The sequence below is a fragment of the Yersinia fenwicki genome, from assembly GCF_043099325.1.
In the GTDB taxonomy this organism is placed as follows: domain Bacteria; phylum Pseudomonadota; class Gammaproteobacteria; order Enterobacterales; family Enterobacteriaceae; genus Yersinia.
The window spans coordinates 3,248,702-3,264,337 of the sequence record NZ_CP170755.1 but is presented as its reverse complement, the minus strand read 5'-3'; the positions used below and the strand labels follow the sequence as shown (position 1 = coordinate 3,264,337).

Sequence of the window (15,636 nt, the reverse complement as noted above, 5' to 3'; positions counted from 1 at the left end):
CAGTTTGTATTTCAGTTGATAGGCTGGATCGGTCGCCGCCACATCGTTATAAATCAGTGCCCATGTTGCATGACCTATATAAAGCGGATTCTTATAAGTATACCCATTACCATTGTCCGCCAGCCACTGGCTGATATTCTGCTTCGCTTTCGGCGTAAACCAGGCATCCGTTGGATTGGTCAACGCATCAATAGTGTTACCTTTGTAGTTCTCTTTATCAAAATCACCGCTATTGATATTTCCCGTAAGCGCCCCTAACACGGCAATTCCCATCCCCATCGTGGCATGCGTCGGCGTGACCTCGCGTAACTTGTTATCGGCAATTCGGTTTTTATTAAGATCTGCAAGTGCAGGCACGCTGAGGATACCAGACAGTGCCAGTGTCAGGCCGCTACTTTTTTGCTCAACGCTGTGGGTCTGGCTGCTTTGGTTCTCCGCCGCCAAAATAGCGACGTTTTTACCGGTCAGATTGATGTCTTTACCGGCCAACACCTCGGAGCCTTGCACCGTCAGGTCTTTACCTGCGGTCATGTTGACATTGCCGCCCAGACTACCGATCGTGCTGCCCACGTTGGAGATGATTTTGCCGGTATCAGTCGTTTTCTGGCTATGACTCCCAATCGTGACACCAATCCCGCCGGTGCTCATCAGACCGGATTTTTTCTGCTCGAACAGGTGAGATTCACTCTCGCTCTGTTGCGCAGTGCCGACGGTGATGTTCTCTTTCGCCCGCAGGTTAATAGCGTTATCGGCCACCACGTTACTGCCGGTGACCGCGATATTTTTGCCACTGACATCCATAGAACCGGCTGACAGCATGGAGCCGACTGCTAGTGTCTGGCTTCGGTTATCTTCGGTGTGGGTAGTGGTGGTCGATGCCAGACCTTTGTGCTTACCGGTATGAATGCGCTGCGCATCATGTTGTTCAGTCTGGGTGGTGAGGGTGATATCGCCGCCCGCCGCCAGATTCAGCACGCCATGAGTTTGTACCGCACTGGCACTGATATTGATGTCTTTTGCCGTCTGCAAATTGATATCGCCGGTGGCGTTCAACTGGCTGCCACGCAGCGTTTCATCGTAGAGATCCACGGAACTGGTATGGCGCTTGCTCGAGGATTCGCCAGTGACAGAGAGACTGTCGGTTGCCGCGCTGAGGTTAATGTTCTGTGCTTGCACATCAAGGCTATCGGCATTGATGTTTGCGCCCACGGCGGTCAGATTGTCGACCTTAGCGGTCAACGCTCCACCGACATTCACCTCGCTGCCCAGATGGCGGATATGCTCACTGGTCGAACTGCCACGACTATCATGGGTGCTTATCTGGTCGCTGCTTTGTACGGTATTAAGCCGCCAGTCGCCGCCAGTATTGACCTGAAGATCCTTACCGACATTGAGGCTGGCACCTTGCATGATAAAATTACGCTCGGTATTGATAGTCGCGTGATGACTGACATTGATACTCGCCAGTGGCCCCAGTACGGTTTGGTTGCGCTGAACCGCACCATTGTCACTGCTGAGTTGCTCACTGGCGGTGCGCAGTAACACATCGCGGCCGCTATTGAGTTGCAGATTAGTGGCATTTAACCGCGCGCTGGTCAGGTCAATATCGCTGTTCAGTGTGCTGAGCAACATATTGCCACCGGCTTGAAGTAAGCCACCACGGTTATTGAGCGTGATGTCTTGCGCCATGCTAATACTCAGGTCATTGCTGGCTTTAATCGCGCCCTGATTGGTAAAACCCTGCATATCGGTTAATTCGATATTATTCGCGGCAATCAATGCACCATTGGCACGCAAGTCGCCCGGTTTCACCCCCGCCAGATACACCACCGGTACCAGCACGGTTTGCCCGGCGACTTCGCGGCTTTCCATCAGCACAATGTTACTGGTTAATGCCGCCATCTGCTCGGCACTGAGGTGGGTGCCAAGGGCAAGATTGAAAGATTTGCTGTATTCGAGGCCCGCGGCAAACAGTTGCTCGAACTGCTCTTGGGCGCTGCGGTAATCCGTGGCGACCGCCTGACCGGTCAGTGCCAGTACCTGATCCCGCACCAGACGTTGTTCATAGGCGTTATCTCCCAAGCGTTTGAATATCACATCCGGGTTACTATTCAACTGCTGGAGTACGTAATCTGACCCGCGCCAGTTATTCAGATTGGCAAATGCCGGGTTAGTTTCAATCAGATAGCCGCCGCTGACTGTGTAGTCGGTATTGAACTTATACAGTCGGCCATTGGGCTGGGTCAGGGAGATGCCGTTAAACTCGACAGCGAGATCTTTACCGGTGTTGTCGCGATCACTCGGTGGTGCAATAGTCCCAGGGTTGGCCCCGTTATTGATTGTGGTGCCACTGCCGCTGATGGTTTGTGCGGTGATGCTTGACGCATATTGGTTAGTCGCGCGCTCTTTGACCTCTGGCCCCCAACTTCTGTTCCACAAGCCGCCTTTATAGTTACGGTAATTCCAGTGACCGCTGGAGGTGGTGCGTTCGATCAGGCGTTGTGCGCTGCCCCAGCCATCCTGTTGCAGAGTGACGCCAGAGAGTGAAATCTCGCCCTGTGCACTGATTTTACTCCAGAAGTTTTCCAGCGTGCTGACCTGTGGCGTCAGGTTCCCGCCGGCCAGCAGTTGTGCCTCTGGGCTGATTTGATCGATGCCGTTGTAGGCGATAGTCGACGTATAATCGGTGCCGATATAATCGCTGTTATCTGCACCACCATGAGGGGGTTCACTGTAGCGTCCGCCTGGAATATCAGGGTTTTCTTCTGTCCAGACCGCCGACCCATTCACGGTGTCGGCCACAACAAAGTTGCTATTGGCGGTGAGAATATGACGGCGATTGGTTAGCGTCGTGGCATAAATCAACATCTCTTTGCCGGATTCAATCAAACCCGAAATATTGAGTACCTGAGTCGCCGCCAGATAATTGCCGCTGTTGTCCAATGCACCGGCAAGGATAACCTTGCCCATGCCTAAAAGGGTGGTGGTTGGCGAGGAATCAGTGTTAGTGACGGTATCGCTGTTTTCAATTACCGGTGCCAACAAGGCTAAAGTACCGTTTTCATCGGTGGCACCGATCAGGGCGCCGGGGCCGGAGTTGGTAATACGCTCCCGTGCTTTAAGCGTGGCTTCGGCACTGATCAGAGTGCCGGTGTTGAATAGGGTGTTGGAATCGGTATCGAGTCGCCCGCTGGTTGATATTTCACCACGGTTAATCAATGCGCCTGCTGCATTGAGGCTAGCTTGCGTCGCAATAATATGGCCGCTATTGAGTAAGCTGCTTGAGCCGGTGCTGAGTTTGCCGCCCGCTAATAACTGTCCGTCATTGGTTAACGCGCCGCGAGTGGTTAAGGTTAAATCATGTCCGGCCTGCAGTGTCGAGTCGGCCAGATTGCTGAAGTCACGCTGCAAATCAAGGGTCAGATCCTGACTGGCAACTATTTTGCCTGCGTTATTGTCAAGTTGGCCCAGATTCAACGTGATGTTATTCGCCGCCAGTGTGCCACTCTGGTTATTGAGGGTTTGCTCGGCACTGGCCCCCGCATTAATGGTGAGAGAACCCAGGGCGAGAATATTGGCGCGCTGCGTACTGATATCACCCCTGTTGGCGGTGATAGCTATCTCTCGGGCTTGGGTATGGCTGTCGGTCAAATCAACCCGGCTACCGGTTAACGTCATAGCACCGGCGGCGAGGGTCTGCCCCTGCGCGATCAGATCCTGACGGGTGGTTACCCTCAAATCACCGCTATCCATCAGGCGTCCATCACTTTGTACGCCCGCCGCTAACAGGCTGCCACCATTGCTATCAAGGCGCTGTGCGTTGACCGCCACATTGCCTTTAGAAAGCAGGGTGCCACCCCGGTTATCCAGATAACCCGGCAGATTCAGGTTGAAATCTGTGGTTCCGGTTTGGGCTATCACCCCGCCGAGATTAGAAAGCGATTGGGCGTCAAGCGTGACCCTCTCCGCAATCAATCTGGCGTTGTCAGTACGTAACATAGCGGCGGTCGAAGCAGACAGGTTGTCACTGGCTAACAGTTCAGCCCCGCTGAGATCGATAGCGCCACCTTGCGCGGTGAGTGTCAGGTCACGGCTCTGTGTTTGGCTGCCACTCAGATCGATACTGTGCGCGTTAAGTACCTGCGCCGTGCCGCTAATATTTTTTCCCTGAGCGATTAACTGTCCGCTGGCATCAACCCGCAAGGTGCCACGGGTAATGCTGCTATTGTCGGATTTGACGCCCGCACCTAAGAGAGAATTGCGGCTGCTATTGACTTCAGCTGCACGCAGAGCGGTATCACCTGCCGCCGCGACAGTACCGGTGTTATTCAACTTGCCTGCGGTGGTGAGCTGGTTATTGCCCTGCGCATAGAGTACACCTGCGTTCTCTATACCGGCGGCCGTATTCACCGCCAGATGTTGAGCACTGTTGATCTGGCCGCTATTGACCAGCATGCCATCCGCCGTGATAGTGATATCGCCGGCTGACGCACCTATCTCACCGGCATTGTGCACCCCGACACCGGTTTCAGTCCCGATTAGGCGAATCTTACCGGCATACATGCCGCCCAAATTGGCGACATCCACCGCCACGGTAGGGTGGGCGCTGCCATCATCGGCTTTGGTGGTAATATTTTGATGCGCGGCGTCAACCTGATTGCGCCCGGCGGTGACCTTCAGATCACTGGCCCAGATACCGGCATTGACTTTAACCGAACGAGCGATCAGGTCAGTATGGTCCTGACTGCTGCTGTCCAGACCTTTGCCCTGAATAACAATCTCACCCCGATCCACATCGTAGCCAGTAAGTTGGCCGTTATTGAGCTGTGCCTGACCAGTGGTCAGCGTGGCGCGATTGGCATTAATAAAGCCACAGCCATCACAGGTAATGCCTGATGGGTTGGCGATAACCACCTGCGCTTTGCGGCCAGCAACCTCGATATAACCGTTAAGTTTACTCGGATCGCGGTTGTTGACTTCGTTGAGGATAATACTGGCCTCACCGCGTGCCAGCGACGGGTTACCGTTGACAAAACCGCCGAGTTGGGTCTGGTTGACACCGTGGCCGTTATTAAGGATCACGCCGCGATTATCAACATCGAACTGGTTGTAAACGTTACGGGAAACCCCACCGCTGCTGGGTGTCTGGATGTTGACCTGTGGCGTACCGTTGGCACTGCTGATAATGGTCGGCTGTTGGTTACTCGGCGCACTGGCATCGGCGACAATATTGGCTTGCGCGGATAACGAGACGCAGCCTAAGGCCAGTAACAGGCTAAAACTCAGCGATGACAAGGCACTGATACGACGGCGTTGAGTATGCCCAATACCTGACGAGGGTGACGAGGCGGCCCGACCGGAGGCGGCGATATCGGCCACTACCATCAACAAGCCACGAGTCTTGTTAAATACGATACGGTACAGGTTCTTATTCATAACTCATCCCAGAGTAAAGCGTTAAGCGGGTGCATCAGTATTGCCAGTTCAGGTTAAAGCCCACAGTCACTGAGTCGGTCTGGAAGCCATCAGGTTTTGACAGCGGCTTGCCAGCAAACAGGTCATAACGGGTATTCAACACATTGCCACGCACCCCGACGACACTGCCCGCCAGATGGTGGCCCAACAGATAGGGGTCACTGTGACCACCGACCTCGCCGTAATCCACGCCGATATAAAGCTCATGACCAGGCAGTGGGGTATACCAGCCGAGATCATTGCGCACCGTCCAGCCGCGATCGGCATTCAGCGTGCGTTCGCCATCAAACCCGCGCACCGACCAGCGGCCACCGATAGAGAATTGATCCTGTGGCGTCAGTGGCGTGTCGGTGCTTTGCCGCTGATATTGCAGGTTGTAATGGACGTTTTGCGACGCAACCACAAAAGGAATATCCAGTTGCGCATTCAAACGCAGAATTTTGCTCAGGGCAGTGGCTTCGCCGAAATACTCTTCTTGGGCGGGCACGGCACCCAACCAGCGGGTGCCGTGCTGGTAACTGACACCCGCGTCCAGTGTCGCCTGCGAGATAAAGTGGCGATGTTCCAGCCCGACACGCCAGGCCGAGGTGCGGCGGCGCTGCACTTCAATTTCGGTATCATTGATATAGTTTTTCGACGAGCGGGTTAGCACATCGTAGGTCAGGGTGGTTTTTTGGCTGGCATTGCGGTGCAGCAGGCGGCTGAGTTGCAGCGTTACGTTCTCACTTTCACCACTGTAGTTGTAGTCGCCATTCAGACCTGCCACCGTTTGGTGGTAGTCATAGCTGCTGGCGGTCATGCTAGCGGTCCAGTAACCAAACGGTAGCGAGTAGTGGCCAGTCAGGTTATTGGTGCCTTTATCACCGCGATTCTTTATTGAACCCCCGGCAGAGACATAAAACAGGTCACTCAGAGAGAGCGGGTTATCCAGAAACAAGGTTGCGCCACCTTGATAGCGGCCGGTACTGCGGGTGCCAGAGTCATCCAGCGAGGCCGCCAGTCGCCACATTTTGCTCTGCTTCCAGCTCAGGGCGATATCTGTCTCGCCGGGGGCCTCACCCGGGAGCAATTCCATGTTGGCTTGCACCGTGGGGACGCGCTGTAGGTTCTCCAGTCCTTGCTCGATATCACGCAAATCCAACAAGTTACCGGGGCGGGCAGGGAAGGCACTGAACAACGTGACATGGTGGTCACTAGCCTGCGTCAGCTCAACATGGCGTATTTTGCCGGGCACGACGTGTAACGACAGTGTGCCGCTTTTTAAGTCCTGCTGCGGAGCCAGTACCCGGGTGGTCACATATCCGTGGTCGATCAGGCGGTTTTGCATCTGGCTCATCAGCAGGTTAATGCCCTGGCCCCCCAAACACTGGCCTTGTGCTTGATTGGCGATATGTTGCAGTGGCAACCAGCGAGGTAATGGCTCTGCACCACTGATTTTTATACGATCGATGGCAAAGCAGGGTTGCTCAACCGGGAAGACAATACGGCCTAAATAGGCCGCTGGCGCTGATAAACGCACATCCGGTGTTGAGGGGGCCAAACGCGCTTCCAGTGCTCGCTGCCGTTCCTGCTGATGAATACTTTGCTCAACGGGGGGGAATTCCGCGCCATAACTGACAGGCGAAATAGCCAGTAACGGGAATAACACACTCGCAATAAAGGAGAAATAACAGGCGCGCAGCACAGGGCATATCCTCTTTGCCCGGCTGGGGCAGAATAAAAGGGCTTAATAAAATTTCGCCGCATTATGCCTAGGTAAACGTTATTTTAAAATCCATTTTCAGAATATAAGAAAACATAAGAGATAACTTATATATTCTGTGGGAAATATCCTACAAAATGATGGGTTTTTATGAGAAATATCTTATTGGTTGTCTTTTTTAAATAAAATGGAGGGGCCATGAATGTTGCCGTAAATAAGATAATCCTCAGAAAAGGAGCTGGCAAAAAATTAGAACCGTAGACGGAATCCGATATTAGCTGTTATCGGTGTTTCAATTTTTGAACCATTAAGACAATCCATTTCGGCAAAAATTGAGGTGTTATTGGCAACAGTGGTATCGATGCCTATACCATATTTACTGACATTATCGGAGAAATCATTATCGAAGCCAATATTATTAATGGTGACTGTATTGGTTTTGCTAAATTCGTCATTATTCCATTTTGGGTGGAGCCATAAACCCAGCCATTATTGATGACGCCACTATTACGCACAATTTGTCCGCCACTATCGACGATTTCATTGTTGATGGTTTCCCTCTACAATTGGCGTAAAAGCTAATACCTGAACAGGTAATGTAACCAAAGACAGACTAATTGCTCCAGCCAATAATGTTTTGTCCATAAAAGCTCAAAATATTAAACGTAATGAGATGATGTCATATCACTCATTGCAAAAAAGAGATACACCGCCTTTGAAACGGTTTGAAAGTCATGTTTATCAGCGGGAATATAAATTGAATAAATACGCTGATATTCAATGCGGCAGAATATCAAGAGTTATTTATTTCGCTATAAAAATATTAGTGTGTGTTTTTTAACAAGCAGAAAATATTACAGTTAGTCCTGTAGTTATCATAAAATTAGAAGTGTTTTTTTGATGCTTTTTGATAAGTCATAAAATGAGTTAAATATGTGAAAGAATAATCTTGAACGATATCAATGTTGTTCTTAATCAATAACACTTAATTTATCTTTTCGAAATAACTTTGAGTAATGTGGGTATGTGATATTAATTCTCTGAATATTCACTTCAGATAAACGGCGCTAATAGGCCTGAATCATATGTGCTGAACCCAATTGATCGGCGCGTATATCTGAGCAGAGCTCGGTGGTGAGTCATGTTCGACATAACCGTAAATACACGGATTAATACCATCAACCCAGTGCTTTGATTAATGACTCTAACCCTCTTTTTTTTACTTAACCTTACGACGTCATTGACCAATGACAAGGCAAGGCATGTGGTAGCCACTTTATAATCATGGCCGTTTGTCTTCTTACTGGTGTGAAAGCATGACTTATCAACTCAATCTTAATTGGCCCGAATTCTTAGAGAAATATTGGCAAAAACAACCTGTGGTATTAAAAAATGCCTTCCCGAACTTTGTCGATCCGATTACGCCGGATGAGTTGGCTGGGCTGGCAATGGAGGCTGAGGTAGACAGTCGCTTAGTTAGTCATGTTAATGGCCAATGGCAGGCAAGTAACGGGCCCTTTGAGCATTTTGATCATCTGGGGGAAACCAACTGGTCACTACTGGCCCAAGCGGTTAACCACTGGCATGCTCCATCTGCTGAGTTGGTTCGCCCATTTCGAGTGCTACCGGACTGGCGCTTAGACGATCTAATGATCTCTTTTTCTGTCCCAGGCGGCGGCGTTGGACCGCATATCGATCAGTATGATGTCTTTATTATCCAAGGGATGGGGAGCCGCCGTTGGCGCGTGGGCGATAAACTGCCACTGAAGCAGTTTTGCCCGCATCCGGCACTGCTGCATGTTGAGCCATTCACACCGATTATTGATGAAGATTTAGCTCCGGGCGATATCTTATATATTCCACCAGGTTTCCCACATGATGGGTTTACCCATGAAACTGCATTCAACTACTCAGTGGGCTTTCGCGGACCAAATAGCAGGGATTTAATCAGTAGTTATGCTGATTATGCGCTGGAGAATGATCTTGGCGGTGAGCACTACAGTGATCCTGATTTAACCTGTCGCGAGCATCCAGGGCGGGTGGAAGAATATGAACTCGACCGCTTGCGTGGAATGATGATCAATATGATTAATCAACCGGAAGATTTTAAACAATGGTTCGGGCGCTTTGCCACAACACCGCGCCATGAACTGGATATTGCGCCAGTAGATCCACCTTACGAGCCAACTGAGATTGTCGATGCACTGATGGATGGTGAAGTCTTGATACGTCTGAATGGGCTACGGGTTTTACACGTTGGAGACAGCTTCTTTATCAACAGTGAACGACTGGAAACGGTGGATCCTAAAGCCGCTGATGCACTGTGCCGTTATACTATGGTTGGTAAAAAAGAGCTGGGGGAGGCATTACATAATCCAGCGTTTGTAGCTGAGCTAACTGATTTGGTTAATCAGGGTTATTGGTTCTTCGACGAGTAATTACGCGGTTAACAGCGGCTTTTGAATGAGTGTATTATGGCGTAATTCGACAGCCGCTCGATTAAGATATCCTGCAATATTTTTAGTTCTGCATTAGCCTCAAGATGAATTCTATCTATCACAATAATCACATTTTTCCACATAGCATTAAAGGAATTACCGGGTCATGATGTATTGGCGTGGGATAGCTATATTTTGAAGATACAGTGTGACATGCGGCTAATGATATGTAAGTTTGTTGCATTTTGCTGGTTTTTTCCATAATGCTTGTTGATATTGGCGCAATCAAGTTCCGCATTAGCAACGATTTTAATATCTAAGATTTAATCCCTTTTTTATTTCTCTATCTTGCACTTGTGAAGATAAAATAAAACCAGCACTTATTAAGATAAATGATCTCGAGACCAGTATGTAAGCGGATTAGTCGTTTTGCATACCGGGCGATGAAATGTGAGAGGAACCCAGCCAATATACTGTTTTACATGTATTTTATATAATTAAATGATGCTGGGTAATCATATGGAATCAACAGATACTGATTCGGTTTTTTGGTCATTATCGACTTGTGTACATACAATTGAAAAGCCTCACTCATCTCAAGTGGGGCTTTTCAATTGTACTTTCTAATATATCTGGAACAGTATTACACCTATATATCAATAATCACTAAGCGAAATTAGTAAAGGTTGAAAGCGGTCTTCTGAAATCTTCTGGTTCAGGGGAGAGTGCAATCGTTCTTAAATGACGATTACAGATAAACCATATTTCATCTCGGTCATTAGATAAAATGTAGTAGGCATCAGAGGTTTCTGATGGATTGAATAGGCCGAGTGCTCGATATGCTGATGTCGCATTGAAACCACTCTGAAGTGGCAGTGGTCGCGGACCATTGTCCATTTCACTGATTCTCAGGTATAAACCTTGTTCGAGCCACATCATCTGCTAACCTCAAGTTTCCACAAGTTACACTAATTATAGTGTATATATTTTTATAACTTATAAGACTCTTCTGTTATTCATCGGACAGAGTGTGGGTAGATGATAGATTATCGTCTGGTTTGTTAGGCCATAACTCTGATACGTGGCAGAATATAAAAAAATAATGACTGCTAACCCACCTGAGATGACAAATAAATAAATATGGATCGCTCCCGTATACTGAAATTCCTGCTGCCTTATCTGTGGCCTAAAAATAATCCTAAACTGCGTTACTACCTGATTGCCGCCGTCATATTTATGGTGGTTTCGAAGGTCAGCACCACTCTGGTCCCTCTTGCATATAGGGCGATGATCGACACATTGAGCAGTGAAAATGCCAAGATGATGGCAATTCCCATCACCTTGATAATTGCCTATGGGGTCGCGAGAGTCAGTGCTTCTCTATTTGAAGAATTGCGTAATGTTATGTTTGTGCATGTCAGTCAGAATGCGACCCGGTTGCTTGGTTTACGAGTATTTAAACAATTACACGATCTCAGCTTACGTTTTCATCTGGACAGACAAACGGGCGGGTTATCTTTATCTATTGAGCGGGGTACACAAGCGGTTGCGACGGTACTTTCACGCATCTTGTTCTCTATATTCCCCATTTTATTTGAGATAACATTGGTCTCTCTTATTATGTGGCATCTGCTCGATGGTTGGTTTGCTGTAGCCATTCTGGCGACCGTTGCCTGCTATATTCTATTTACCGTAATGGCTGTCAGTTGGCGAACTCGCTTCCGGCGCGAGCTGAATCAAGCTAATGCCGATGCCAACACCAAGTCTATCGACAGCCTGATAAATTATGAAACTGTAAAATATTTTGGTAATGAACAGTTTGAGGCCGAACGTTTTAATCACTCTCGGCAGCTGTATGAATATGCAGCAATAAAAAATCAATTCAGCTTTACTGCATTAAGCCTGGGTCAAACTGCCATTATATCGGTAGGGCTGGTTGTGATGATGTCTATGGCGGCGCAAGGCATTACGCAAGGCCGTCTGACCATCGGTGATTTTGTATTGGTTAATGCTTATCTTCTCCAGTTGTATCAGCCACTCAACTTCTTTGGATTTATTTACTCCGAGATCAGACAGGCGCTGATTGATATGGAGAATATGCTCGATTTATTGATGGTAAAAAAAGAAATTACAGATTGTCCTAATGCACCAACTTTGCAGCTGACAAAAGGAGAAGTGCGCTTTGACTCTGTGAGTTTTGGTTATGACCCACGCAGACCTATTCTGAATAAAGTAGATTTTACTATTCCGGCGGGTAAAACGGTGGCAGTCGTTGGTGCATCGGGAGCAGGTAAATCGACACTATCACGTTTGCTGTTTCGTTTTTATGATGTGACTGATGGCGCGATTTATATTGATGGTCAAGATGTTCGCAATGTTACTCAAGCGAGTTTACGTGAGGCTATTGGTATCGTGCCTCAAGATACCGTGCTATTTAATGACACACTGCGTTATAACATTGCTTATGGCAGAACCTCTTCAAGTTTTGCAGAAATAGAACGTGCAGCTAAACTTGCGCATATCCATGATTTTATTATTAGCTTGCCTGATGGTTATGAGACGCGAGTCGGGGAGCGCGGGCTTAAGCTATCTGGTGGTGAGAAACAGCGAGTAGCGATTGCGCGCACGATTCTTAAAAATCCGGCTATTTTGGTTTTCGATGAAGCAACCAGTGCATTAGATACCCATACTGAGCGCGAGATTCAGGCCCATTTGCGGGAAGTTAGCCGTGATCACACGACGTTGGTTATTGCTCACCGTTTATCCACCATCATTGATGCTGATGAAATTATTGTGATGGAAGCGGGCACAATAGTTGAACGCGGGCGGCATGAGGAATTATTGCTGCAAAATGGCCGATACTCAGCTATGTGGCAGAATCAATATCATGAAGAAGAGCAACAGGTATTGTAACCGGTTGCTTTGAAACGCTATTCAAAAGGGTGCATAAAGATGAGTGTGCACTCTTTTCGCTGATATTGGTTGATCTGTGGAACCAACCGCCTGAAATGCTCTGTGGCGCAGTGTGTATCTAATGCCGCTTGGTCTGGCCACTCTTCAATAAAAACGAAGTTACCAGAGTCTTTATTATCAATATATAAATCGTAGGAAATACAAAGGGGTTCAAGCTTTGTTTTTTCCACTAATTCTTTATATAGCGGCATAACATCACTGATGTTTTCTGGTTTGATAAAGTCTTGTGCAATAACTTTTAGCATAGGTTTGATTGCGTTAGGCTCCGGTAAAGTGCGTGTAAGCAAATACCGCGAGGGCAATTGCTATCATAATCATCGTTGTTTTTCTCATTTCAATTCTGTTCTCATTATAAATGGCAAGTTTTGGCTGGGTTATCTAAACGATAACGGAAAATCCGCTAAAAAACATCGACCCACGACAAAATAACTGACTTCAGTTTAATGTCAGTAAAATCAATAACACTACCGGTATCGGGGGGGCTAAGGTTGGCTATTTCCTTTTTGGTTGATCTGTGTCCCGGTTTTAATATAATTATTTGTGTTAAATTTCGCAGTGTGCTACGTCGGATAAAGGGGGGTAACATGTCAGCACTTGAGAAACTTGTTTCGGCATATTGCCATACCAGCCTGGATTTTGTGGCATCCACGGTTGCTTTTATGGAAAACCAAAAAAAGAAAATTAAAGTTGATGAAATTGAAGCAAAACTTTCATCAGATGAACTCGGTTTTTTCCGGGAAAGATTAGCTCACTACAGAGACATATATCGGCCTCAGTGATTCTAAGGCGGTTTGTTGTCCTTTCAACGTAGAATAAGCCGCTTGAGGGTGGCTTATTCTATATTTAACTAAACCCCGCATTGGGGTTCATAAATCGAGCAGCTAAGCTAAAATTCAAGTGGGCAATACACTGACCTTGATTCAGATTCAATGATGAAAAGTGCCGGCAACAGAAGTGCCTGCTATCCCCATCATTTACTGTCACCGATATAGTTGATTCTGCTAGTCTATTTTCGCTTGTGCGAGTTTTGTTGTTGCTGCTCTATCTGACCCGCCACCACTTTGTATGGCGGCGGGTTATGTCTATCAAAATGAAATGAAACGTGACGTGTATTTATTAAGTAATAGAATCCGTGATAACAGGACTGAGGCCGCAAATACTGATAACAGTAATGTGAACCTCAATGTGACATCGGATAAGTTATACGCGCTGGCGATAAAATAGAAAATTCCGTCATGCAAAATATACACGCCAATCATGGATGGGCTGATATAGGCTAAGGTTTTCTTTATCCATTCACGTTTAGTGTCAAAGTTATCAAATATGACAAATAAACATAGACTCAGGATTAAAACGTGTAAATTATCGAGGAAGTAGCCTGCATTCACTGTTTTATATACATGTATCGACATAAAACTTTCATAGTAATACATTGAAATTGCCGTCGGGATAAGAAGCACTTTTGCGACAAGACGTATCTTAGGCAATTTGGTTATTTTTTGGCAAATCTTTGAGCAGAGAAATCTGCCAGTCATATAATAAAACACCCACGTCCATAGTCTAAAATATTGTGGGAAATCAATTAAATATGGTCGTTCACTGAACGCGCTAATTAAATCGATAGAAATAGAGAATATAACCAAACATGAGAGGGTGATGATAGTCGTTCTGTTACTTTGTAATACTTTCGAGATTATCGGGTTGATCAGATAAATAATAGCAATACTGAATAAAAGCCAGCTTTGTAAGAAATAGCCCCGCTTGAAGCCATCCTCATTGATAAAGTAGAAAAGCACGTTCCAGAAAATGATAATGGTTATGATAGATTTTAATTTTCTGAGTATATCTGTTTGATCTATCTCATCACTTGAGTCGATATAACCGATAATCATAAAAAACAGCGGGGTGGCGATGATCGACAAAAAGTACAGAACACTCATTACTTCTCCACCTAGGAAGCACTGTTCGGTACAGGTTTTACTGGCAGAATAAAAGGTAACGGCAGAAAAGCAGCTCAATGTCTTTAGCGCATGTAAACCAACATTTCTCATATAATCGTTCGGCTTGAAATAAGGTTAAATAAGATTTCTGGCTGTAAATGGCGTAGGTATAACATTAGAATTTTCCTAGTTAGGCTACTAATTTTTCACTATTTTTACATATAATCTAAATGCTGTCACGCTTGGCAGATTTAAGTATAAATAAAAAAAGAGAAATATTCTTTTGTAAAAAAGAAGTTTCCTACACCCTCCGGTGTTGCCTTCCTATATATCTCATTACGCCTCTATGGTTTACTCAAAAGTAGGGTATTTCTAGTCTATCTTCATAATATTTAATAGTTTTAATTTCATCATAAACAGATGTGAGTTAACAATTCATAGAGTGCTAAAGCACTAGCGGGTGTGGCCAATATGATAAGCTGTATGATCGTTGATAACGATAAATATCAAACACTAGGTATGGTAGCTATCGTAAAAAAGATATTTACATCTCTAGGATTTAAAAAAGAGATCAAATTCTATCGAAAAGCATTTTATTCAGCAGATATCATTTTTATTGGGGTTGATGAGTTCAGTTTTTTTGATGCTCTAAAACGTCTCGATAAAGCACCTTCTGAAGCTGATGTTTTTTTGATTTGTGATGCTCGTTTGAACAGCTTTTTACAGGGTATCCCAAGATTCAGTAATGTGACGATGATCTTCAGAGAAGACTGCGTTGATACTGTCACTAATAAAATTACGACTGTCTTCAAACGTAAGTTTCGCGGGCTCAAAGATAACTTATCTGAGCGCAAATCTGCGAAAATTCTGAGTATACCTTCGTCAGAGCGGCAGTATCTGACACCCAATGAAAATATCGTGTTGAAATTATTTAATGAAGGTTTTTCCGGCGGTGATATCGCAAAGATTTTGAAAAAAGTGAGAAAACAGTCAGTGGGCAAAAACGGTCTGCTATGAAAAAACTGGGAGCCCGTACTGACGTTGAATTGATTAAAATGTTTATGTTCAAATAGTTAATGTAAATAACGGACTGGGTTTTTAGTTACTT

The 15,636-nt window shown here is 46.5% G+C and carries 7 protein-coding genes and 3 pseudogenes; 4 read left to right on the top strand and 6 right to left on the bottom strand.

The window, feature by feature from the left end:
- Positions 1-366 precede the first annotated feature (366 nt).
- The 3 genes and pseudogenes from ACF3VQ_RS14925 to ACF3VQ_RS14915 form a co-directional block, all read right to left on the bottom strand.
- Positions 367-5,436: pseudogene (locus tag ACF3VQ_RS14925) on the bottom strand (filamentous hemagglutinin N-terminal domain-containing protein); the annotation flags it as partial.
- 34 nt (positions 5,437-5,470) lie between these two features.
- Positions 5,471-7,156 carry a ShlB/FhaC/HecB family hemolysin secretion/activation protein gene (locus ACF3VQ_RS14920; protein ID WP_392435604.1) on the bottom strand — a complete coding sequence of 562 codons (1,686 nt, stop codon included), beginning with the start codon at positions 7,154-7,156 and terminating at the stop codon, positions 5,471-5,473.
- Between the two features lie 270 nt (positions 7,157-7,426).
- Positions 7,427-7,627 (bottom strand): annotated as a pseudogene (locus tag ACF3VQ_RS14915) (autotransporter outer membrane beta-barrel domain-containing protein); the annotation flags it as partial.
- A gap of 866 nt (positions 7,628-8,493) precedes the next feature.
- On the opposite strand from ACF3VQ_RS14915, the gene ACF3VQ_RS14910 reads away from it, so the two are divergent.
- A complete protein-coding gene (locus tag ACF3VQ_RS14910) occupies positions 8,494-9,615 on the top strand; it encodes a JmjC domain-containing protein (protein ID WP_392431932.1) in 1,122 nt (373 codons plus the stop codon).
- Positions 9,616-10,281: 666 nt separating this feature from the next.
- Here ACF3VQ_RS14910 and ACF3VQ_RS14905 read toward each other — a convergent pair.
- Positions 10,282-10,554, bottom strand: coding sequence for a hypothetical protein (locus ACF3VQ_RS14905; RefSeq protein WP_392431931.1), 273 nt, complete (start codon positions 10,552-10,554; stop codon positions 10,282-10,284).
- 201 nt (positions 10,555-10,755) lie between these two features.
- Between ACF3VQ_RS14905 and ACF3VQ_RS14900 the strand changes: the two genes are divergently transcribed.
- On the top strand, positions 10,756-12,528 hold the full coding sequence (locus ACF3VQ_RS14900) for an ABCB family ABC transporter ATP-binding protein/permease (protein WP_392431930.1): 1,773 nt from the start codon (positions 10,756-10,758) through the stop codon (positions 12,526-12,528).
- Between the two features lie 17 nt (positions 12,529-12,545).
- Here ACF3VQ_RS14900 and ACF3VQ_RS14895 read toward each other — a convergent pair whose 3' ends face one another.
- Positions 12,546-12,833, bottom strand: coding sequence for a putative quinol monooxygenase (locus ACF3VQ_RS14895; RefSeq protein WP_392431929.1), 288 nt, complete (start codon positions 12,831-12,833; stop codon positions 12,546-12,548).
- Between the two features lie 339 nt (positions 12,834-13,172).
- Between ACF3VQ_RS14895 and ACF3VQ_RS14890 the strand changes: the two genes are divergently transcribed.
- The gene (locus ACF3VQ_RS14890) at positions 13,173-13,367 is read left to right on the top strand and encodes a glycogen synthase (RefSeq protein WP_392431928.1); all 195 of its coding nucleotides are present in this window, start codon (positions 13,173-13,175) and stop codon (positions 13,365-13,367) included.
- 306 nt (positions 13,368-13,673) lie between these two features.
- On the opposite strand, the gene ACF3VQ_RS14885 is transcribed toward ACF3VQ_RS14890, so the two are convergent.
- Positions 13,674-14,639 (bottom strand): acyltransferase, encoded by a 966-nt coding sequence (locus ACF3VQ_RS14885; RefSeq protein WP_392431927.1) that lies wholly within the window; start codon positions 14,637-14,639, stop codon positions 13,674-13,676.
- 372 nt (positions 14,640-15,011) lie between these two features.
- Here ACF3VQ_RS14885 and ACF3VQ_RS14880 point away from each other — a divergent pair.
- Positions 15,012-15,601: pseudogene (locus ACF3VQ_RS14880) on the top strand (LuxR C-terminal-related transcriptional regulator).
- Positions 15,602-15,636 lie beyond the last annotated feature (35 nt).

Coding starts and splice junctions, on each gene's coding strand:
- ACF3VQ_RS14895 (WP_392431929.1), bottom strand. CDS start 12,833: ATGCTAAAAGTTATTGCACAAGACTTTATCAAACCAGAAAACATCAGT.
- ACF3VQ_RS14885 (WP_392431927.1), bottom strand. CDS start 14,639: ATGAGAAATGTTGGTTTACATGCGCTAAAGACATTGAGCTGCTTTTCT.
- ACF3VQ_RS14890 (WP_392431928.1), top strand. CDS start 13,173: ATGTCAGCACTTGAGAAACTTGTTTCGGCATATTGCCATACCAGCCTG.
- ACF3VQ_RS14910 (WP_392431932.1), top strand. CDS start 8,494: ATGACTTATCAACTCAATCTTAATTGGCCCGAATTCTTAGAGAAATAT.
- ACF3VQ_RS14900 (WP_392431930.1), top strand. CDS start 10,756: ATGGATCGCTCCCGTATACTGAAATTCCTGCTGCCTTATCTGTGGCCT.
- ACF3VQ_RS14905 (WP_392431931.1), bottom strand. CDS start 10,554: ATGATGTGGCTCGAACAAGGTTTATACCTGAGAATCAGTGAAATGGAC.